The sequence below is a fragment of the Streptococcus mitis genome (genome assembly GCF_905187535.1).
GTDB classification, from domain to species: domain Bacteria; phylum Bacillota; class Bacilli; order Lactobacillales; family Streptococcaceae; genus Streptococcus; species Streptococcus mitis_BS.
Genome location: NZ_CAJJIE010000069.1, coordinates 134,881 through 155,462 on the forward strand (window position 1 = coordinate 134,881; position 20,582 = coordinate 155,462).

General features: G+C 37.8%; 22 protein-coding genes and 1 pseudogene. 21 read left to right on the plus strand and 2 right to left on the minus strand.

Annotated elements, in window-relative coordinates:
- Positions 1-122: 122 nt before the first annotated feature.
- From JQ841_RS09690 to JQ841_RS09785, 20 genes are all read left to right on the plus strand, one after another.
- Positions 123-881: a protein NO VEIN domain-containing protein gene (locus tag JQ841_RS09690; RefSeq protein ID WP_203180780.1), complete on the plus strand. Its 759-nt coding sequence runs from the start codon at positions 123-125 to the stop codon at positions 879-881.
- A gap of 114 nt (positions 882-995) precedes the next feature.
- Positions 996-1,583 carry a DNA-directed RNA polymerase subunit delta gene (rpoE, locus tag JQ841_RS09695; protein WP_000418401.1) on the plus strand — a complete coding sequence of 196 codons (588 nt, stop codon included), beginning with the start codon at positions 996-998 and terminating at the stop codon, positions 1,581-1,583.
- Positions 1,584-1,819: 236 nt separating this feature from the next.
- Positions 1,820-3,427 carry a CTP synthase gene (locus tag JQ841_RS09700; RefSeq protein ID WP_000105236.1) on the plus strand — a complete coding sequence of 536 codons (1,608 nt, stop codon included), beginning with the start codon at positions 1,820-1,822 and terminating at the stop codon, positions 3,425-3,427.
- Between the two features lie 119 nt (positions 3,428-3,546).
- A complete protein-coding gene (locus tag JQ841_RS09705) occupies positions 3,547-4,620 on the plus strand; it encodes an N-acetylmuramoyl-L-alanine amidase family protein (protein WP_203180769.1) in 1,074 nt (357 codons plus the stop codon).
- 250 nt (positions 4,621-4,870) lie between these two features.
- Positions 4,871-5,170, plus strand: a complete 300-nt coding sequence (locus JQ841_RS09710; protein ID WP_203180770.1) for a DUF4651 domain-containing protein — start codon at positions 4,871-4,873, stop codon at positions 5,168-5,170.
- Entirely contained in the window at positions 5,167-5,484 is a 318-nt protein-coding gene (locus JQ841_RS09715) for a thioredoxin family protein (RefSeq protein WP_156011615.1), read from the plus strand. Before JQ841_RS09710 ends, JQ841_RS09715 begins: the two co-directional genes overlap by 4 nt.
- Positions 5,485-5,499: 15 nt before the next feature.
- A complete protein-coding gene (gene ytpR, locus JQ841_RS09720; protein WP_203180771.1) occupies positions 5,500-6,126 on the plus strand; it encodes a YtpR family tRNA-binding protein in 627 nt (208 codons plus the stop codon).
- Between the two features lie 41 nt (positions 6,127-6,167).
- Positions 6,168-6,929, plus strand: a complete 762-nt coding sequence (locus tag JQ841_RS09725; protein ID WP_064276277.1) for an SDR family NAD(P)-dependent oxidoreductase — start codon at positions 6,168-6,170, stop codon at positions 6,927-6,929.
- A gap of 77 nt (positions 6,930-7,006) precedes the next feature.
- Positions 7,007-7,402, plus strand: coding sequence for a single-stranded DNA-binding protein (locus JQ841_RS09730; protein WP_064276278.1), 396 nt, complete (start codon positions 7,007-7,009; stop codon positions 7,400-7,402).
- Between the two features lie 87 nt (positions 7,403-7,489).
- Entirely contained in the window at positions 7,490-8,464 is a 975-nt protein-coding gene (locus JQ841_RS09735) for a substrate-binding domain-containing protein (RefSeq protein WP_203180772.1), read from the plus strand.
- Positions 8,464-9,801, plus strand: a complete 1,338-nt coding sequence (locus tag JQ841_RS09740; protein ID WP_203180773.1) for a sensor histidine kinase — start codon at positions 8,464-8,466, stop codon at positions 9,799-9,801. The genes JQ841_RS09735 and JQ841_RS09740 overlap by 1 nt, the downstream gene beginning before the upstream one ends.
- Positions 9,776-10,459: a response regulator transcription factor gene (locus tag JQ841_RS09745; RefSeq protein ID WP_020903143.1), complete on the plus strand. Its 684-nt coding sequence runs from the start codon at positions 9,776-9,778 to the stop codon at positions 10,457-10,459. Before JQ841_RS09740 ends, JQ841_RS09745 begins: the two co-directional genes overlap by 26 nt.
- Positions 10,456-11,748: an ABC transporter substrate-binding protein gene (locus JQ841_RS09750; protein WP_203180774.1), complete on the plus strand. Its 1,293-nt coding sequence runs from the start codon at positions 10,456-10,458 to the stop codon at positions 11,746-11,748. Before JQ841_RS09745 ends, JQ841_RS09750 begins: the two co-directional genes overlap by 4 nt.
- Positions 11,749-11,908: 160 nt before the next feature.
- Positions 11,909-12,346, plus strand: a complete 438-nt coding sequence (locus JQ841_RS09755; protein ID WP_020903145.1) for a PTS sugar transporter subunit IIA — start codon at positions 11,909-11,911, stop codon at positions 12,344-12,346.
- Between the two features lie 26 nt (positions 12,347-12,372).
- Complete coding sequence (locus tag JQ841_RS09760; protein ID WP_020903146.1) at positions 12,373-12,867, plus strand: PTS sugar transporter subunit IIB; 495 nt, start codon at positions 12,373-12,375, stop codon at positions 12,865-12,867.
- Between the two features lie 23 nt (positions 12,868-12,890).
- The gene (locus JQ841_RS09765; RefSeq protein ID WP_078238001.1) at positions 12,891-13,733 is read left to right on the plus strand and encodes a PTS mannose/fructose/sorbose/N-acetylgalactosamine transporter subunit IIC; all 843 of its coding nucleotides are present in this window, start codon (positions 12,891-12,893) and stop codon (positions 13,731-13,733) included.
- Complete coding sequence (locus tag JQ841_RS09770; RefSeq protein WP_033683132.1) at positions 13,714-14,568, plus strand: PTS system mannose/fructose/sorbose family transporter subunit IID; 855 nt, start codon at positions 13,714-13,716, stop codon at positions 14,566-14,568. The genes JQ841_RS09765 and JQ841_RS09770 overlap by 20 nt, the downstream gene beginning before the upstream one ends.
- A 298-nt stretch (positions 14,569-14,866) precedes the next feature.
- Entirely contained in the window at positions 14,867-15,151 is a 285-nt protein-coding gene (gene groES / locus JQ841_RS09775) for a co-chaperone GroES (RefSeq protein ID WP_000917337.1), read from the plus strand.
- 15 nt (positions 15,152-15,166) lie between these two features.
- On the plus strand, positions 15,167-16,789 hold the full coding sequence (gene groL / locus JQ841_RS09780; RefSeq protein ID WP_203180775.1) for a chaperonin GroEL: 1,623 nt from the start codon (positions 15,167-15,169) through the stop codon (positions 16,787-16,789).
- Between the two features lie 137 nt (positions 16,790-16,926).
- Positions 16,927-17,694 (plus strand): epoxyqueuosine reductase QueH, encoded by a 768-nt coding sequence (locus JQ841_RS09785; protein ID WP_203180776.1) that lies wholly within the window; start codon positions 16,927-16,929, stop codon positions 17,692-17,694.
- Between the two features lie 69 nt (positions 17,695-17,763).
- Here JQ841_RS09785 and ntdP read toward each other — a convergent pair whose 3' ends face one another.
- Together ntdP and recX are read right to left on the minus strand one after the other, a co-directional pair.
- Positions 17,764-18,297 (minus strand): nucleoside tri-diphosphate phosphatase, encoded by a 534-nt coding sequence (gene ntdP / locus JQ841_RS09790; protein WP_000775316.1) that lies wholly within the window; start codon positions 18,295-18,297, stop codon positions 17,764-17,766.
- Between the two features lie 88 nt (positions 18,298-18,385).
- Positions 18,386-19,162: a recombination regulator RecX gene (gene recX / locus JQ841_RS09795; protein ID WP_203180777.1), complete on the minus strand. Its 777-nt coding sequence runs from the start codon at positions 19,160-19,162 to the stop codon at positions 18,386-18,388.
- A 37-nt stretch (positions 19,163-19,199) separates the two neighbouring features.
- Here recX and rlmD point away from each other — a divergent pair.
- Positions 19,200-20,568, plus strand: a pseudogene (rlmD, locus tag JQ841_RS09800) (23S rRNA (uracil(1939)-C(5))-methyltransferase RlmD).
- The last annotated feature ends 14 nt before the right edge of the window (positions 20,569-20,582 follow it).

The window sequence follows — 20,582 nt, forward strand, 5'->3', positions numbered from 1 at the left end:
TTTATTGATGGAGAAAGTGATGTCTAATACTCGTCGAAAATCAAATTCAAACCACGTCAGCGTCGCCTTACCGTACTCAAGTACAGCCTGCGGCTAGCTTCCTAGTTTGATTTTTGATTTTCATTGAGTATAAGCACCCGCATTATGAATTGTTAAATTTAATTGGCTATGGTCTTGCTAAGTTTGACAAGCTTTTTATAAAAGAATTTCAATGTTCTAGCAAGTCGGAGTTTTATCGCTATGTGGTTTCTCTGGGAATTGCTGAAACAACTGGAGTTGTAAAAAATAGAATGGATTTATTTGATCCTTATTTTGACAATAATCGAAAAGGTTGGTGGCAGAAAGCTGAAGTTTACCGTTTTCGTAAAGATTTAATTGATATGATGTTTGGAAATGAAGATGTTCATAGTTATGCTGAAATCGTTAAAATGTTACTTGCCAGCGAAGGAAAGCGAACAGGCATTACTACCATTGAAAAACCAATTATTCGAACTAAATTCAAACGTCTACAAGAAACTGGAATGGAGGCTGAGAATTATTTTCTCCTTCATTTTGATAAAGAAGAAAAATTTCAAGGTGGACTATTGACCGATGCCCGTCTTTATGGTGATGGATATGACTTTCAAGTAGATGTTCAAGAGCATTCCTATCTTGCCGAAGTTAAAGGAATTCGAAAATCTAAGGGTCGCATTCGATTGACTGCCAGAGAATATGAAAAAGCCAAAGAGTTTAAATCAGATTTTATTTTATCCTTAGTTACTAACCTAGATGATATTCCCAAGCTAGTGTTAATTGATAATCCTTTGAATCATTTTGAATTCCAAAAGAGCATCATAAAAAATGAAATCATTGAATATAGAAGCTTAGAAGATTTGTATTAGTTCCCCTTAACCTTTGACTATTCTGCAAAATTATCGTAAAATAAAGAGTAAATGATAAAATGAGGTCAGAGTCTGTTCGCTCTGGCGATAGTAGTATAAATGAGGAGAAACGCTTTGGAATTAGAAGTATTTGCTGGGCAAGAAAAAAGTGAACTATCTATGATTGAGGTAGCGCGTGCTATCTTGGAACTTCGTGGTCGCGACCATGAGATGCATTTTAGCGATCTTGTAAACGAAATTCAAAACTACCTTGGAACATCAAACAGCGATATCCGTGAAGCCTTGCCTTTGTTCTACACAGAGTTGAACTTTGACGGTAGCTTCATCTCACTTGGAGACAACAAATGGGGGCTTCGTTCATGGTATGGTGTAGACGAAATCGACGAAGAAATCATCGCTCTTGAAGAAAATGACGACGATGAAGTAGCACCAAAAGCTAAGAAAAAACGTGTCAATGCCTTCATGGATGGTGATTCTGATGCTATTGACTACAATGCAGATGATCCAGAAGACGAAGATGCATACGAAGCAGATCCAGCTCTTTCATACGATGATGAAAATCCAGATGATGAGAAAAATGAAGTGGAAGCTTACGATGCAGAAATCAACGAAATAGCCCCAGATGACTTGGGTGAAGACGTGGATCTTAACGAAGATGACGACGAGTTTTCAGATGATGATGCTGAAAACATCGAGGAATAAAAGTTAGCTATTGACAATTATCCTAATTTTAGGTATCATAATGTTCGGGCACCTCTTTTAGAGGTCGGGGCTCCCTAGTTCTTAGGGAGCTATTTTTGTTTTTTCAAGAAGTTATCTTCTTGTATTTTAGTTGTGAATCTGGTGCAGTTGTCCCAGATTATTCTTATTAGTAGGGTTTTGTTTTCTATCTCCCCTTGTAGTTAACAAGGCCTTGAGCATTTTAGAAAGAGGAATCTATGTCTACGAAATATATTTTTGTAACTGGTGGTGTGGTATCGTCTATTGGGAAAGGGATTGTAGCAGCAAGTCTGGGACGTCTCTTGAAAAATCGTGGTCTAAAAGTAACCATTCAAAAATTTGACCCTTATATCAATATTGATCCAGGAACTATGAGTCCTTACCAGCACGGGGAAGTTTTTGTGACAGATGACGGAGCTGAGACAGATTTGGACTTGGGTCACTATGAACGTTTCATTGATATCAATCTCAATAAATATTCCAACGTGACAACTGGGAAAATTTATAGTGAAGTTCTTCGTAAGGAACGCCGTGGAGAATACCTTGGGGCAACTGTTCAAGTCATTCCTCATATCACAGATGCTTTGAAAGAAAAAATTAAGCGTGCCGCTCTAACGACTGATTCTGATGTCATTATTACAGAAGTTGGTGGAACTGTCGGGGATATCGAGTCCTTGCCATTCCTAGAGGCCCTTCGTCAGATGAAGGCAGATGTGGGTGCGGACAATGTCATGTACATCCATACAACTCTCCTTCCTTACCTCAAGGCAGCTGGTGAAATGAAAACCAAACCAACTCAACACTCTGTAAAAGAATTACGCGGTTTGGGAATCCAGCCAAATATGTTGGTTATTCGTACAGAAGAGCCAGCTGGTCAAGGAATTAAAAACAAACTGGCCCAGTTCTGTGATGTGGCACCAGAGGCTGTTATCGAGTCTTTAGATGTTGAACATCTTTACCAAATTCCATTGAACTTGCAGGCACAAGGTATGGACCAAATTGTCTGTGATCACTTGAAATTAGACGCACCAGCAGCGGATATGACAGAGTGGTCAGCTATGGTGGACAAGGTCATGAACCTCAAGAAACAAGTAAAAATTTCCCTTGTCGGTAAGTATGTTGAGTTGCAAGATGCCTACATTTCTGTTGTTGAAGCCTTGAAACACTCTGGTTATGCCAACGATGCAGAAGTTAAAATCAATTGGATCAATGCCAATGATGTGACGGCAGAGAATGTAGCAGAGCTCTTGTCTGATGCAGACGGAATCATCGTACCAGGAGGTTTTGGTCAACGTGGTACGGAAGGTAAAATCCAAGCCATCCGCTATGCGCGTGAAAATGATGTTCCAATGTTAGGTGTCTGCTTGGGAATGCAGCTGACTTGTATTGAGTTTGCTCGTCACGTTTTAGGACTCGAAGGTGCCAATTCTGCAGAGCTTGCACCAGAAACAAAATACCCTATCATTGATATCATGCGTGATCAGATTGATGTTGAGGATATGGGTGGAACCCTTCGTTTGGGACTTTATCCATCTAAGTTGAAACGTGGCTCTAAGGCTGCGGCTGCTTATCACAATCAAGAAGTGGTGCAACGCCGTCACCGTCACCGTTATGAGTTTAACAACGCCTTCCGTGAGCAGTTTGAGGCAGCAGGCTTTGTCTTCTCAGGAGTTTCTCCAGACAATCGTTTGGTAGAAATCGTGGAAATTCCTGAAAATAAATTCTTTGTAGCGTGTCAGTATCACCCTGAACTGTCAAGCCGTCCAAATCGCCCAGAAGAACTCTACACAGCCTTTGTCACTGCAGCAGTTGAGAACAGCAATTAGCTAGATTATAACCTTTGAGAACAATCTCAGAGGTTTTTTGCTTGCATATTTAGGATATGAGTTGCAAAATAAAAACATAGTGATATAATTAACATAACAACAACTAAGGAGGAACTACAATGAAGAAAATCACACTATTTGGTTTGTCTCTAGCTGGTCTAGCTTTACTGGCTTTTCCACATTCAGGGCAGGCATTTGAGCTTAAAGAAGAATGGGTTGTTAAGTGTGGAGTACAGTATCAAGATGGCAAGATTCTTCGGTTTAACAATGGTCATGAAGTGGATATCAAAGTCTTGGATTTGCCAAAAACAGAGAAAATCGAGTGGACAGTTAGTCTCAATGGTCAAGATCAAACTGTCAATTTCCTAGGTCAAGAAAAGGACAAGTCTATGATTGGCGTAGAAGGGCGTTATCTGAATTTCTATGTTCCATATGGCTATAGAGGAGATATCAAGGTCGAGGCTAAGAGCGGAAACGAAGTCAAGACCTGGTCAACGAAAGTTGTGGATGATATTCATAATGATAGTGGAAAGAGAGGTTACTATCGTATTGAAGAATCAAATGATCAATACACCTACCTCGATGCTAAATGGGATTATCAAACCAAGACTTACACTGCTACTTTACCAGAGACTGTCAATGGTCAAAAAGTCTTTGCTTGGGCAGACTATGGCAATGGCGAGTTGAAACTTGAAAAACTAAAATCTATCAGTCACAAATATGATGGAGGATCTTTCAAAGAACTTTATCCGATTGTAAAAGCAGAAAGTTGGCTAAAATCAAATCAAAACTGGTACTATCAAAAACAAGGTCAATTAGTGCAGAAGGATTGGGTTTATGACAATGGAACTTGGTACTTTATGAATGATAAAGGGGTCATGTTCAATCAAACTTGGCTTTATCAAGGTAGCAACTGGTATGCCTTTAAATCATCAGGAGCCATGATTGCGAGTGACTGGCTTTACGACCAAGGCAAGTGGTACTATTTATCAACCTCAGGAGCCATGAAAGCAAGCACTTGGCTTTATGACAAGGGAGAATGGTATTATGTAAGTTCTTCTGGTGCCATGATTGCGAATGATTGGGTCAAAGACAATGGTAAGTGGTATTATCTAGCTTCATCAGGTAAGATGCTTCGCAATACCTACACACCTGATGGTTACTACGTTGGTAACTCAGGCGCCTGGCAATAAGAATCATACTCTTCGAAAATCTCTTCAAACCACGTCAGCGTCATCCACAACCTCAAAACGCTGTTTTGAGCTGACTTCGTCAGTTCTATCTACAACCTCAAAGCAGTGCTTTGAGCAACCTGCGGCTAGCTTCCTAGTTTGCTCTTTGATTTTCATTGAGTATAAAGAAGTCCTTTTCCTTAAAGGAAGAGGCTTTTTACTTGATTTTCTGCTGCTTCCTCATTTGTCCTAAAGTCTTTTTTGTGTTAAAATGAATGGTATGAAAGCTAAAAAAATGTTGATGGCAGGTCTGGCTCTGCTTGGTATTGGGAGCCTTGCCCTTGCTACGAAAAAAGTTGCAGATGACCATAAGCTCATGAAGACTCAGGAAGAGTTGACAGCGATTGTGCGAGACCATTTTTCAGATATGGGGGAAATTGCGACTCTCTATGTTCAAGTTTATGAAAGTAGTCTAGAACGACTAGTCGGTGGTGTCATTTTTGAGGATGGCCGTCATTATACCTTTATCTATGAAAACGAAGACCTAGTCTATGAGGAGGAAGTCTTATGATACAACCAGCAAGTATAGAAGAATTAGCATCTTTAGTAGAAAAAGATGGCAAGAAGGTCTTTCTTTTTGTAGCAGACTGGTGTGGCGATTGTCGTTATATCTATCCTGCCTTGCCAGAGATTGAGGAGACCAATCCAGAGTTCACCTTTATTCGAGTGGACCGAGACCAGTATATGGATTTGGCTAAACTCTGGGATGTTTACGGAATCCCTAGCCTTGTTGTTCTAGAAAAGGACAAGGAAATCGGTCGTTTTGTCAATCGCGACCGTAAAAGCAAGCAACAAATTAATGACTTTTTAGCAGGACTGAAATAGGAGAAAATAGAAACAATGATTTTTACATATAACAAAGAACATGTCGGTGATGTCCTTATGGTCATCGTGAAAAATAGCGGAGATGCCAAACTGGATGTAGAACGCAAAGGCAAGGTAGCCCGTGTTTTTCTAAAAGAGAATGGAGAAACAGTAGCTTGGAATATTTTCGAAGTTTCAAGTTTCTTTGAAATTGCAGAGCGAGGTCAAGTCTTTTTATCAGATGAACAAGTCGCTCGTTTGAACCAAGAATTACAGGCGGAAGGTTTTACAGAAGAAATTGTCAATGACAAGGAACCTAAGTTTGTTGTTGGTGAGATTGTCGAGATGGTAGCCCATCCAGATAGTGACCACCTCAACATCTGCCAAGTTGCAGTCGCAAGTGACAAGACAGTGCAAATCGTTGCAGGAGCTCCCAATGCGCGTGTCGGGTTGAAAACCATTGTAGCTCTTCCTGGAGCTATGATGCCAAAAGGCAATCTCATTTTCCCAGGAGAACTTCGTGGTGAAAAGAGTTTTGGCATGATGTGCAGTCCTCGTGAATTGCATTTGCCAAATGCTCCGCAAAAACGAGGGGTTATTGAATTATCAGAAGCCCAAGTTGTCGGAACTCCATTTGACCCAGCCAAACACTGGACTGCCTAGGAACTTGTTAGTATCTGATAGACCAGCTAGAAGGAAATAAGATGGCAAAAAATGTAGTGATTACAGGGGCGACCTCAGGAATCGGTGAAGCGATTGCGCGTGCTTATCTGGAGCAGGGGGAGAATGTTGTTCTAACAGGACGACGGACAGACAGGCTCGAAGCCCTCAAGTCGGAGTTTGCAGCAACCTATCCAAATCAAAATGTCTGGACCTTTCAACTAGATGTGACGAATATGACCATGGTGAAGACTGTTTGCTCCAATATTCTAGAAACGATAGGTCAGATTGATATTCTGGTCAACAATGCCGGACTGGCTCTAGGTTTAGCACCTTATCAGGACTATGAAGAGTTGGATATGTTGACCATGCTGGATACCAATGTCAAAGGTTTGATGGCAGTCACTCGCTCTTTCTTGCCAGCAATGGTAAAAGCCAATCAAGGACATATCATCAACATGGGGTCAACCGCAGGAATCTACGCCTATGCGGGTGCCGCTGTTTACTCAGCTACCAAGGCAGCGGTTAAGACCTTTTCGGATGGACTGCGAATTGATACCATCGCAACGGATATCAAGGTTACAACCATTCAGCCTGGGATTGTCGAAACAGATTTTTCGACGGTACGTTTTCACGGTGATAAAGAACGAGCTGCGTCCGTTTACCAAGGAATCGAAGCTTTGCAAGCTCAGGATATTGCAGACACAGTAGTCTATGTGACCAGTCAACCTCGTCGTGTGCAGATTACAGATATGACCATCATGGCCAATCAACAGGCGACAGGTTTCATGGTTCATAAAAAATAAAAAATTTTCTCGAAAAGTTACAAATTTCTGTAACTTTTTTTGATTTCCTACGAATAGATAAGTAGGAGGAAGAAAATATGTATAATAAAGTTATCTTGATTGGACGTTTAACGTCTACACCAGAATTGCACAAAACCAACAATGACAAGTCAGTAGCGCGTGCAACCATTGCTGTGAATCGTCGTTACAAAGACCAAAATGGGGAGCGCGAAGCTGACTTTGTCAATATGGTTCTATGGGGCAGACTAGCAGAAAGCTTGGCCAGCTACGCAACTAAAGGTAGTCTTATCTCTGTGGATGGAGAACTTCGTACCCGTCGCTTTGAGAAAAATGGTCAAATGAATTATGTGACTGAAGTACTTGTCACAGGATTCCAACTTTTGGAAAGTCGTGCTCAACGTGCCATTCGTGAAAATAATGCAGGACAGGATTTGGCGGATTTGGTCTTGGAAGAGGAAGAATTGCCATTTTAAGCATTAAAAAGTCTGAGTTGTTCTCAGGCTTTTTTATACTGTCTAAATGTGTTACAATGAACTAGTTGAAACTTTTTGGAGGTTGAAATGAGTAGAGATTATACAAGAACAATCGTCAAAATTATATTTTGTACAGTAGTCGTATTTGTTTTTGCGATTTATACTCATGTGAGTCAGACAGATCCTATTCCGGGACAAATAAAAGTTGGAGCGACTTATATGACAATGAATAGTGAATTTTATAGACATTTACATAATGAGATTCAACGCTATTCTGATTTAGAAGGTCAGATATTGTATACTCGGGATGCAGAGATGAGTGAAGAAAAACAGAGTAAACAAATTGATGAATTTATAGAGAAGCGAGTGAATGTTATTGTTATTAATCCGGTTAAGAGTGATAGCGAGCAAATAGTAGAAGCGTTAAGTAGGGCAAAGAATTTTGGAATTAGAGTTATAGCAGTAGATAGTCAGTTGAATAATATAAAAGTTGATACGAGCATAGTTTCTGATAATTACCATGCTGGGATATTAATTGCCAAGGATTTGATGAAACGCACCTCAAATGCTCATATTCTTTTGTTAACGCACAAAGATGCTTTATCAGCTAACCAGAGAATAACTGGCTTTTTGGATACAATAAAATCAGAAGAACATTACCAAATTATCTCAGAAAGAGAAACAGTTGGTCAAACAGAGTATGCTATGACTACTGTAGGTGATGCGTTATCTGAAGGTTTACAATTTGATGCTATAGTGGCTTTAAATGATAGAGCAGCTATAGGAGCTCTAGCAGCTCTAGCAGCAATTAAAGAATTGAAAATAACTTCAAAAAAACTTATTTACGGAATAGATGGTTCACCAGATATGAAGCATTTATTAGCTACAACAGATGAAGTTACGGGAACAGTTGCTCAATTTCCATCTCATATGGGTAGAAAAGTATCGGAAACAATAGATTTATTAGTAAAAAAAGAAGAAGTTGAAGAATTATATACTATACCTGTACAATTTGTTGATAAAAATAATATAATTCAGTTTGATATTAATGGGTGGCAGTAATGAAACAGGTAAAAGGTGTTCAGTACTCTATAATTTTGCTTTTATTAATTAATTTTCTAACCATTATATACAATGGAGCTTTGTATATACAGATTACAAACTATGTAATTTCAAAGGGACAGATGATACTCTTATTGGGAGAATTAAATAATATTTCAAAATCACCTGACCAGATTTTTTGGTATTCAATTATTTTTTTCGTCGGTATTATTTTTATATCTACCTATAAAATGTACTCAACTGAGAAAAAATGGCCAATTTTTTCAAAATGGAATTTGTTTGAAATAGTATTAATGATTGGTGTTATATGGTCACAAAATCTGTCATACAATGGAATAATATTATTAGTTTTTGCTGATATATTCTATAGTTCAAGAGAGTTTCAAGACTCTGATAGTAAACGTTCCTGGATTATTTTTATTTTCTTGAGTTTTTTAATATTACTTTTAACAGATTATGAAATCTTGTCACTATTTATAAAGGTTCCATCTCTAGCTACCTATATCCAATTTTATCCATCTTCCATACGAGGTATAGTGTTATTTTTAGAAAATGCATTGACATCATTAAATGTTATTATTTTCATCATCTCTTTATTGTCTTATATCCTATACGTGATTAAAGAACATCATAATATTGAGGAAGAGCTTAAAATGTTATCTAGAGTCAACACTGAATTGAATCATTACATATCGTTATCAGAGAAAATCGCTGAAGATCGAGAAAGGAAAAGAATTGCTCGGGAAATTCATGATACTCTAGGACATGCGTTGACAGGAATTTCAGCAGGGATTGATGCTGTTTCTGTACTAATTGATGTTCATCCTATCCGTGCTAAAGAACAGTTGAAAAATGTTTCAAATGCAGTTAGAGAGGGGATAAAAGATGTTAGGGGATCATTACATAGACTAAGACCAGGAGCTTTGCAAAATAATGGTTTAAAAGATGCTCTAATATTAATGATTAGTGAGTATGAATCTCTATCTAAACTCTCTGTCGATTTAAAATATGAATGGGGAAATATTGATTTAGATGTTATACAGGAAGATACTATTTTTAGGATTATACAAGAATCTATGACAAATTCTGTTCGTCACGGACATGCTAGTAAAATGAGCATTCACTTTATGAGTGAGGATAACAACATAATAGTTTTGCATGATAATGGAATAGGTTTTGACGACTTACAAATTGGGTATGGCTTGAAACAAATGAGAGAGCGAGTTTCTATTTTAGGTGGTTCTATTCATTTTGAAAATAGGGAAGGATTTTACACTAAAATAGTTTTTCCAAAAATAGGAGGTGAAGTATATGATAAAGGTAATGATTGCAGATGATCAGGCGTTAATTAGAGAGTCCTTGCAGATCATTTTATCAGTATATGCTGATATTGATGTTGTATCCGTTGTTGGTGATGGTATTGAAGCTATGGATAACATTATGACTGTAAAACCGGATATAATTTTAATGGACATTAGAATGCCCAGAATGGATGGAGTATTGGCTACAAAAGAAATCAAAAAACTTTTTCCAAATATAAAAATTATAATCTTAACAACATTTGATGACGACGAATTCATTTTTAGTGCTTTAAAATACGGTGCATCTGGCTATTTATTAAAAGGAGTTTCAACCGACGAGTTATATCAAGCCATTCAGACAGTGTATAAAGGTGGAGCTATGATTAATCCTAATATAGCTAGTAAGGTATTTCAATTGTTCTCGCAGATGGCACAGACCAATTTTTCTATTACTGTGAAGGAAGAGAATATTGAAAATATATCACTGACAGAATGGAAAATTATTCAGCAAGTGGCATTTGGAGAATCAAATAAGGAAATTGCCAGTAATCTTTTTTTATCCGAGGGAACAGTGCGCAATTACCTTTCTATCATTCTTTCAAAACTAAATTTGAGAGATAGGACACAGTTAGCCATATGGGCTGTACAAACAGGTGTGACACAAAAGAATTTTTCGAAGGAAATGGATAAATGAAAGTAAAGCAATTGTTTCTAGCGATACTGTTTGTACTAAGTTGCTTGAGTTTATTTCTTATTTGGGAAAACAAGCAGATAAAGATTATTAGACTGGGTTTTTATTCTGATTCTAGTTGGGGAATTCCTACAGGGAATAACAGCTATGTACTAGATGAGGCTATTAAGAAATTTGAAGAGCTTCATCCAGGGGTTAAAATTGTATATGATTCAGGTATTCCTAAGGAGGAGTATTCTAATTGGATTTCAAGTCAAATTTTAAAAGGTTCTGAACCGGATGTATTTCTATTATCAAGCGACCAATTATCTTTATTTGCATCAAAGGGTATTTTAAAGCGCCTAAATTCCTATTTATCTCAAGAAGATGTCTCTAATTTCTATGATGTATCTTTGCAGGCAGCAAAATATGGAGATGATTTATACGGTCTTCCATATGAAAGCAATCCCATGTTGATGTGTGTAAATCAAGATTTACTTTTAAAAGAGGGGATTGAAATTCCTAAAGTAGGGTGGACACAGAAAGATCTCTATGAGATTAGTAAAAAAGTTACAAAAGATACCGATGGAGATGGAATCGTTGATCAATTTGGGATAACAGGATATAGTTGGAAAGAATCTCTAGCAGCCTTTGGTGTTACTATTTCTGAGAGCGGGATTCCTCGTATAGATTCGTCAGAAATGAAGGATGCTTTATCCTATATAAGGGGATTGAATCAATTAAACGGACGCTACAAAGTAACCTATAAAGATTTTGATGAAGGACATGTGGCCTTTTATCCAATGAGTTTGGCACAATATCGTACATACAAACCTTTTCCTTATCATGTGGCCAAATATACAAATTTTAACTGGACATGTATTTCGTTGCCAACGGCTAAGGAAGACATTCGTTCGACTGTAACAGATACTTCCTTATACGTAGTTTCTTCGCGTGCTCGCAATTCAAACCTTGCCGTATCGTTTATAGAATTTTTAACAATTAATCGTGAAATTCAACAAAATTTATTTAATAAGGGTCAAGGAAGCTCAGTATTACCAGAGGTAGTAACTAGTTTGAAGAGTGAAGAGTTGATGAAGAAAGGAATGATTGGTCAAAATGCCTTAACGACTACTTCACTGGATTATATAATGAAAAATTCAATTACAACTATTTCAAAAGGAATAGATTCAAAATCATTGGTTGGAATAGAAGAAAGATTAGAAGCATTATCTATGGATGAAAATAACACGGATATTGAAGGTAGTCTTATTAAGTTACAAAAAGAACTAGATATAGGAACCCTTAAATAGATGTCGAGATTATTTGTTCTTAAATAATATGAACATGGCAGATGTCTTTATTGACATTTGTCATTTTTTTATTGACATTTATCAATAAACTTTTGTGACATTTAACAATTATAAAGTGAAGATAAGGATGATAGAATGAAATCAATAAAAGGAGGGAAATATGAAATATTTGATATTAGTCAGTCATGGAGGACTCGCAGAGGGATTGAAATCATCTCTTTCTATGTTTGCTTCGGATAAGGTAGATGATGTCATAGCGATTGGCTTAAAAGATGGAGAAAGTCTTGCAGGTTTTTCTGTAGAGGTCAAGAATGTTATTGCGTCTCTGGATGAAAATGATTCGGTTCTTGTTTTAGCAGATATTGTTGGGGGAAGTCCTTTAACAACTGTTGCAACAGTATTAGAAGAATTTGGAAAATTAGAGAATGCAACTATTTTGGGAGGTATGAACTTAACAATGGCACTTACAGCAGTGGTGATGAAAGACATTCTGACTGGAAGTGAACTTGTTTCTACGATATTAAACGAATCATCCTCAGCTCTACAGGAATTTGAAGTCGGATCGGATGATAATCTTAATGAAGAAGACGATATTTAGTTATATAAGGAAAGGGATAAAAAATTATGGTAGTAACATTTGTACGAATTGACGATAGAATGATTCATGGACAAACAGTCACTAGATGGGCAAAAGAACATCCATGTGATGGATTAATTGCAGTAAATGATGCTGCTGCATCCAATAAGGTTTTAATTCAGGCCTATAAAGGTGCGTCAGATAAAAAAACATTTGTTTGGACAAAGGAAGCATTTAAAGAAAAATCATCTAAAGTAACAGAATCAGATAGTAGATATTTTTTGATTACTAAGAATCCAATTGATATGAAAGAGATTTTAGTAGATCAGGGCTTTATTCCAGGAGATGTTAAAGAGATTATTGTAGGACCTGCTAACGATAGACCAGGTGCTATCAAGTTGGGAAATAATCAATCAATTACTCAAGAGGAAGCAGTTGCACTAGAAGCAATTGAAAAAGCAGGTTACAAAGTTAGATTCCAATTATTACCAGATGTATCTATTGGCTATTGGAGTGATTTTAAATCAAAATTTGGATTTTAATAATGAAATAAGGAGACAAAATGATGGAAATTTCTTGGATTCAAGCAGCTCTTTTAGGATTGTTTGCAAGTTTAGCATCGATGCCAGGTATGGGGGGATCCAGTATTGGTAACTATACTTTGGGGCGTCCATTAGTTGGTGGTTTAATTGTAGGTTTAATATTAGGAGATATAACAACAGGGGTAATCGTTGGTGTGGCTTTACAGGTATTATATATTGCCTTAGTGACACCTGGTGGAACTGTATCTGCCGATGTACGGGCAATTTCTTATATCGGAATTCCGTTATCTATCCTATTTGTTCATGCAAATAATATTTCAGGTGAAGTAGCGATTGCAGCAGCAGCAGCGCCAATTGGAGCTGCGGTTGGAACAATTGGAACTGTTTTATTCTATGGTACAGCTACTATGAATTTGCTTTGGCAACACATTGGATGGAAAGCTGTAGAGAAAGGTGATTTTAAGAAGTTATATGCTGTTGATTGGGTATATCCTTGGATTTCACACTTTATCTTTTCTTTCTTACCAACAATGATTATTACAAAATTTGGACCAGATATGGTTGATCTTATGAAAGTATATCTTCCGATGGATGGTTTTGTAATGAAGTCTCTATTTACTGTAGGAGCACTCCTTCCATGTGTGGGTATTGCAATACTTTTGAAACAAATTGTTACAAAAACAACAGACTTTATTCCTTTCTTTGTCGGGTTCACGTTAGCAAAATCTTTAGGCTTGAACTTAGTAGCAAGTGGTGTTGTGTCATTAATTTTTGCAGTAATTTATTATGAATTAGAAGTTATTAAATCTGCCCGTACGACAGCGGTTGTCAGTGATATGGGATTTGATGAAGAGGAGGATATTTAGAATGAGTCGAAAAAAAATATCAAGAAAAACATTAACAAAATCATTTCACCACTGGTTCTATGGACATCTGACATGTTTTTCTCAAGAACATATGCAAACTTTTGGATATTTAACTTCTATGCTTCCAATTGTAGAAGAAATGTATGATACTAAGGAAGAGCAAAAAGAAGCTATGCAAACATACACAGCATTCTTTAATACTGAGCCGCAGTTGGGTTCTCTAGTAGTTGGGATAACAGCTGGGTTGGAAGAAGCGCGTGCAAATGGAGATGCCGTAGATAGTGAAACCATCAATGGAATGCGAGCTGGTCTAATGGGGCCTATTGCAGGTATTGGAGATTCACTTATTGTAGGAACATTAATTCCTGTTCTTTTGGGGATAGCTCTAGGTCTTTCTAAAGGAGGAAATATTTCTGGTGCAATATTCTATATTATTGCATGGAATCTATTAGTCTATCTTGGAATGCGTTTTGCTTATTTTAAAGGATATGAACTTGGAGATAAAGCAGTAGAATTTTTAGTAGGTCCTAAAGGTCAGGCACTAAGAAAATCAATTAGTGTTGTTGGTGGTATGGTCATAGGAGCTGTTGCAGCAACTTGGGTATCTGTCACTACGGCGCTAGAGCTGAAAAATGGAGATGGAGAAACATTTTTAAACTTACAAGAAAAGATTGATGGTGTTTATCCAGGTCTTTTAACAGCAGGTTTTATTGTTCTATGTTGGTGGCTGATGGCTAAAAAGAAAGTTTCTCCAAATTGGGTGATGCTATTATTGGTAGTTATTGCACTTGTGGGAGTAGCCTTAGGATTTTTCAATCCAGGATTGAAATATTAATAGTATGTAAAAAAGCAACGGTTTATAATCGTTGTTTTTTATATATGCGTAATATAAGGATTTAGAGTTTCGGTATTTTTATAAAAGAATTAACAAAAATGCTAATTCCATAAATTATGTTCGTTAAAATTCTACATTATTAAAGTGCAAAATTAGGATAAAGAAATTTATCTATTCATCCTCAGAAAGTCAGACTTTTTCCTTGACTATTTCTGACCAAGTGATACAATAGAACTATAAATTAGCACTCAGGTATAAAGAGTGCTAATGATATCTATCTCATTATGGAGGAAATCAGATGTTGAAACCATTAGGGGACCGTGTGGTCTTAAAAGTAGAAGAAAAAGAACAAACTGTTGGAGGTTTTGTCCTCGCAGGTTCAGCCCAAGAAAAAACCAAAACAGCTCAAGTTGTGGCTACTGGACAAGGTGTTCGTACCTTGAACGGTGACTTGGTTGCTCCAAGTGTTAAAGCTGGAGACCGTGTCTTGGTTGAAGCTCACGCAGGTCTTGATGTCAAAGATGGCGATGAAAAGTACATCATCGTAGGCGAAGCTAACATCTTGGCTATCATTGAAAAATAGAAGGAGAAAGTAAGTATGTCAAAAGAAATTAAATTTTCATCTGATGCTCGTTCAGCTATGGTCCGTGGTGTCGATATCCTTGCAGACACTGTTAAAGTAACCTTGGGACCAAAAGGCCGCAATGTCGTTCTTGAAAAATCATTCGGTTCACCCTTGATTACCAATGACGGTGTGACCATTGCCAAAGAAATCGAATTGGAAGACCATTTTGAAAATATGGGTGCCAAATTGGTATCAGAAGTAGCTTCTAAAACCAATGATATCGCAGGTGACGGGACTACAACTGCAACTGTTTTGACCCAAGCAATTGTCCGTGAAGGAATCAAAAATGTCACAGCAGGTGCCAATCCAATCGGAATTCGTCGTGGGATTGAAACAGCAGTTGCTGCAGCAGTTGAAGTCTTGAAAAACAATGCTATTCCTGTTGCCAACAAAGAAGCTATCGCTCAGGTTGCAGCCGTATCTTCTCGTTCTGAAAAAGTTGGTGAGTACATCTCTGAAGCCATGGAAAAAGTTGGCAAAGATGGTGTCATCACTATCGAAGAGTCACGTGGTATGGAAACAGAACTGGAAGTTGTGGAAGGAATGCAGTTTGACCGCGGTTACCTTTCACAGTACATGGTGACAGATAGCGAAAAAATGGTAGCTGATCTTGAAAATCCATACATTTTGATTACTGATAAGAAGATTTCAAATATCCAAGAAATCTTGCCACTCCTAGAAAGTATTCTCCAAAGCAATCGTCCACTCTTGATTATTGCGGATGATGTGGATGGCGAAGCTCTTCCAACTCTTGTTTTGAACAAGATTCGTGGAACCTTCAACGTAGTAGCAGTTAAGGCACCTGGTTTTGGTGACCGTCGCAAAGCCATGCTTGAAGATATCGCCATCTTAACAGGCGGAACAGTTATCACAGAAGACCTTGGTCTTGAGTTGAAAGATGCTACAATTGAAGCTCTTGGTCAAGCAGCGAGAGTAACTGTGGACAAAGATAGCACTGTTATCGTAGAAGGTGCTGGAAATCCTGAAGCGATTTCTCACCGTGTTGCAGTTATCAAGTCTCAAATCGAAACCACAACTTCTGAGTTTGATCGTGAAAAATTGCAAGAACGCTTGGCGAAATTGTCAGGTGGTGTAGCAGTTATCAAGGTCGGAGCTGCAACTGAAACTGAGTTGAAAGAAATGAAACTCCGCATTGAAGATGCCCTCAACGCTACTCGTGCAGCTGTTGAAGAAGGAATCGTTGCAGGTGGTGGAACAGCCCTTGTAAATGTTATCCCTGCCGTAGCTGATTTGGAATTAACAGGAGACGAAGCAACGGGTCGCAATATTGTTCTCCGTGCTTTGGAAGAACCTGTTCGTCAAATCGCCCACAATGCAGGATTTGAAGGCTCTATCGTTATCGATCGTTTGAAAAATGCTGAAGTTGGTACAGGCTTCAACGCAGCAACTGGCGAATGGGTTAACATGATTGATCAAGGGATTATCGACCCAGTTAAAGTGAGTCGTTCAGCTCTACAAAATGCAGCATCTGTAGCCAGCTTGATTTTGACTACAGAAGCAGTCGTAGCCAATAAACCAGAACCAGCAGCCCCAGCTCCAGCAATGGATCCAAGTATGATGGGTGGGATGATGTAAGCTTTCTATAGAAAACAACTTATAAAAAACACAAAAGGAGGGAATGACTAACCCTCCTTTTTATGCTATTCACTTCTAAATTGATTTGAGCTCTCCTAACTTATATGATAAAATAAGACTAGAAAAAGGAGAAGAACATGATCGATGTAGAAGAAATTCTGAGCAAGATGAACCCCAATCAGAAGATTAATTATGACCGTGTCATGCAGAAGATGGTACAAGTATGGGAGAAAAATGAGCAACGGCCAACCATTCTCATGCATGTTTGCTGTGCCCCTTGCAGTACCTATACCCTAGAATATTTGACCAAGTATGCAGATGTGACCATCTATTTTGCCAATTCTAATATCCATCCCAAGGCAGAATACCATAAGCGGGCTTACGTCACCAAGAAATTTGTTAGTGATTTTAATGAGCGAACAGGAAATACGGTTCAGTACCTAGAAGCTCCCTACGAACCAAATGAATACCGAAAACTAGTTAGGGGACTAGAGGAGGAGCCAGAAGGTGGCGACCGTTGCAAGGTTTGCTTTGATTACCGACTAGATAAGACAGCTCAAGTGGCTATGGACTTGGGATTTGACTACTTTGGCTCAGCCTTGACCATCAGTCCTCATAAGAATTCTCAAACCATTAATAGCATCGGAATCGATGTGCAAAAAATTTATACAACCCACTATCTTCCAAGTGATTTCAAGAAAAATCAAGGCTACAAACGTTCGGTAGAGATGTGTGAGGAGTATGATATCTATCGTCAATGTTATTGTGGATGTGTCTATGCCGCCCAGGCTCAGAATATTGACCTTGTTCAGGTTAAGAAAGATGCTACAGCTTTCTTGCTGGATAAGGATATTGAAAAAGACTATTCCCATATCAAATTTACTGTTACTAAATTAGACATATAGAGACCAATCCAGCTGAAAAGCTGGGTTTTTCAAATAAAAAACCAGGGCTTTCACCCTAGTTTGACAACTTTACCGATTCTTTAGTTCTACATAGCGCTTGTACCAAATGTTTACATAGGCTTCTGAGAAAGGACCACGTCCATTGTTAATCCAATCAACAAGAATTTTGACATGTTCTTTTAAAATATAGTCTAAGTCATCAGAATAATTCATTTTGCGTTTGTGACGCTCATACTCCTCAACGTCCAAGAGACGTTTTTCCCCATCTGTAAAAATTTTAACATCCAAATCGTAATCAATATACTTCAGTGCTTCTTCATCCAGATAGTAGGGGCTAGCCATATTACAATAGTAGGAAATTCCATTATCGCGAATCATGGCAATGATATTAAACCAATATTTCTTGTGAAAGTAAACAATAGCCGGTTCTCGAGTGACCCAACGACGACCATCACTTTCGGTAACCAGTGTATGATCGTTGACACCAATAATGGCGTTTTCTGTTGTTTTTAGTACCATGGTGTCCCGCCAAGTTCGGTGGAGACTTCCATCATGCTTATAACTTTGAATTGTAATAAAGTCGCCTTCTTTTGGAAGCTTCATAACTAACCAACTTTCTACAATTTATAAGTTTATCGTTTACTATTGTACCATAAAATTACCTAAAATCTGTGAATTTTACATGAAAATATTAAAGATATTCTCTGAGAGCGCTTGCTATATCCGAAAAATCGTAGCCCTTTCGTGCTAAAACTTGGGTTAAACGCTGTTTAAGTTCGTATCCTTCATATTTTCGGGCATACTTAGAATATTGCTTATCAAGTTCCCTGAAGATGAGTTCCTGAGTCGTTTCTTCATCAACTTGACTATCCAACTGGTCAAAGGCAGTTTTAGCATCAGAATAGGAAAACCCCTTGTTGGTCAGATTTTGGATTATCTTATCTTGCAAGGCACGAGCTGGAAGTTTTCCCTCATATTTTTTCAATAGTTTATTGGCTACACGTTGAGCAACTTCAGAAAAATCAAATTCTTTCAAGTTCTCTTCTATAGTAGATTTTGGAACCCCTTTTTGTGTTAGTTTCTGAGTCAGTACATAAGGCCCCTTGTCTCCTGAAAGTTGATTGGCGTTAATGATAGTATAAGCGTACTGGCCATCATTAATCCACTTATCTTCTTTAAGATTAATAATGACTTGAGAAAGGATGTTTTCATCAATATCGTATTTTTTCAGATATTCTCTGACTTCTTTTTCAGTGCGTGCTTTAAAGGATAGGTGGTAGAGGGCTAGATTCTTACCATAAGAAAATTGAGCAAAGTCCTGAATCTCTTTTAATTCTTCTTGGCTTATAACCTTGTCTCTTGATAACATAAAACGAACAATAGTATCTTCAGTAATGTAGCATTTGTCGTCATTATCAAGCTCCATCAGATAGAGTCTTTTTTTCTTTTCAAGTTTTGTAATTTTCATAGTTCTATTATAACTCAAAATGTGATAAGATAGGGGTATGAATCTGAAAGTGAAACAAAAAATACCATTAAAAATCAAGCGCATGGGAATTAATGGTGAGGGAATCGGTTTTTACCAAAAAACCTTAGTCTTTGTACCTGGAGCTTTAAAAGGAGAAGATATCTATTGTCAGATTACTTCTATTAAACGTAACTTTGTTGAAGCAAAATTACTAAAGGTCAACAAGAAGTCTAAATTTCGAGTTGTGCCAGCTTGTACTATTTACAATGAATGCGGAGGTTGCCAAATCATGCACCTGCATTATGATAAACAACTGGAGTTCAAGACGGACTTACTTCATCAAGCGCTAAAAAAATTTGCCCCTGCAGGATATGAAAATTATGAAATCCGCCCGACGATTGGAATGCAGGAACCCAAGTACTATCGTGCCAAGTTACAATTTCAGACTCGAAAATTTAAAAATCAGGTCAAGGCGGGCTTATATGCACAAAACTCTCATTACTTAGTAGAGTTGAAAGACTGCCTGGTACAAGACAAGGAAACTCAAGTTATTGCTAATCGTCTAGCAGAATTACTTACTTATCACCAGATTCCATCCGTGATTGAGAGAAAAAACCTAGGTGTTAGAACTATAATGGTTAGACGAGCTAGAAAGACTGGACAGGTTCAGATTATTATTGTTGCAAATCGCCAGCTTAATTTAACCCAACTGGTAAAAGACTTGGTTAAAGATTTTCCAGAAGTGGTGACAGTAGCTGTGAATACAAATACAGCTAAAACCAGTGAGATTTATGGTGAAAAGACAGAGATTATCTTGGGGAGAAGAGAGTATTCAAGAAGGTGTTCTTGATTATGAATTTTCACTATCTCCTCGAGCTTTCTATCAACTTAATCCTGAACAAACAGAAGTCCTCTATAGCGAGGCGGTAAAAGCGCTGGATGTTAATAAAGAAGACCATTTGATAGATGCTTACTGTGGAGTTGGAACGATTGGATTTGCCTTCGCAAAGAAAGTTAAAACACTCAGAGGTATGGATATTATTCCAGAAGCCATTGAAGATGCAAAGCGAAATGCTAAAAGAATGGGATTTGACAATACACATTACGAAGCAGGAACAGCAGAAGAGACTATTCCTCGCTGGTACAAGGAAGGCTACCGAGCAGATGCTCTGATTGTGGATCCACCGCGTACAGGTCTGGACGATAAGTTATTAGATACAATTCTGACCTATGTACCAGAAAAAATGGTCTATATTTCTTGCAATGTTTCTACCTTGGCTCGTGATTTGGTAAGGTTGGTAGAAGTCTATGATATCCATTATATCCAGTCGGTCGATATGTTTCCGCACACCGCTCGAACTGAAGCAGTTGTAAAATTAATTAAAAAAGATAAAAAAAGTAGTTGACAAAGTTTGAAAAG

Coding starts and splice junctions, on each gene's coding strand:
- ntdP (WP_000775316.1), bottom strand. CDS start 18,297: ATGAAGCTTCCAAAAGAAGGCGACTTTATTACAATTCAAAGTTATAAG.
- JQ841_RS09755 (WP_020903145.1), top strand. CDS start 11,909: ATGAAATATTTGATATTAGTCAGTCATGGAGGACTCGCAGAGGGATTG.
- JQ841_RS09730 (WP_064276278.1), top strand. CDS start 7,007: ATGTATAATAAAGTTATCTTGATTGGACGTTTAACGTCTACACCAGAA.
- JQ841_RS09785 (WP_203180776.1), top strand. CDS start 16,927: ATGATCGATGTAGAAGAAATTCTGAGCAAGATGAACCCCAATCAGAAG.
- JQ841_RS09715 (WP_156011615.1), top strand. CDS start 5,167: ATGATACAACCAGCAAGTATAGAAGAATTAGCATCTTTAGTAGAAAAA.
- JQ841_RS09735 (WP_203180772.1), top strand. CDS start 7,490: ATGAGTAGAGATTATACAAGAACAATCGTCAAAATTATATTTTGTACA.
- recX (WP_203180777.1), bottom strand. CDS start 19,162: ATGAAAATTACAAAACTTGAAAAGAAAAAAAGACTCTATCTGATGGAG.
- groES (WP_000917337.1), top strand. CDS start 14,867: ATGTTGAAACCATTAGGGGACCGTGTGGTCTTAAAAGTAGAAGAAAAA.
- JQ841_RS09710 (WP_203180770.1), top strand. CDS start 4,871: ATGAATGGTATGAAAGCTAAAAAAATGTTGATGGCAGGTCTGGCTCTG.
- JQ841_RS09745 (WP_020903143.1), top strand. CDS start 9,776: ATGATAAAGGTAATGATTGCAGATGATCAGGCGTTAATTAGAGAGTCC.
- groL (WP_203180775.1), top strand. CDS start 15,167: ATGTCAAAAGAAATTAAATTTTCATCTGATGCTCGTTCAGCTATGGTC.
- JQ841_RS09750 (WP_203180774.1), top strand. CDS start 10,456: ATGAAAGTAAAGCAATTGTTTCTAGCGATACTGTTTGTACTAAGTTGC.
- JQ841_RS09760 (WP_020903146.1), top strand. CDS start 12,373: ATGGTAGTAACATTTGTACGAATTGACGATAGAATGATTCATGGACAA.
- JQ841_RS09765 (WP_078238001.1), top strand. CDS start 12,891: ATGGAAATTTCTTGGATTCAAGCAGCTCTTTTAGGATTGTTTGCAAGT.
- JQ841_RS09725 (WP_064276277.1), top strand. CDS start 6,168: ATGGCAAAAAATGTAGTGATTACAGGGGCGACCTCAGGAATCGGTGAA.
- ytpR (WP_203180771.1), top strand. CDS start 5,500: ATGATTTTTACATATAACAAAGAACATGTCGGTGATGTCCTTATGGTC.
- JQ841_RS09740 (WP_203180773.1), top strand. CDS start 8,464: ATGAAACAGGTAAAAGGTGTTCAGTACTCTATAATTTTGCTTTTATTA.
- JQ841_RS09770 (WP_033683132.1), top strand. CDS start 13,714: ATGAAGAGGAGGATATTTAGAATGAGTCGAAAAAAAATATCAAGAAAA.
- JQ841_RS09700 (WP_000105236.1), top strand. CDS start 1,820: ATGTCTACGAAATATATTTTTGTAACTGGTGGTGTGGTATCGTCTATT.
- JQ841_RS09705 (WP_203180769.1), top strand. CDS start 3,547: ATGAAGAAAATCACACTATTTGGTTTGTCTCTAGCTGGTCTAGCTTTA.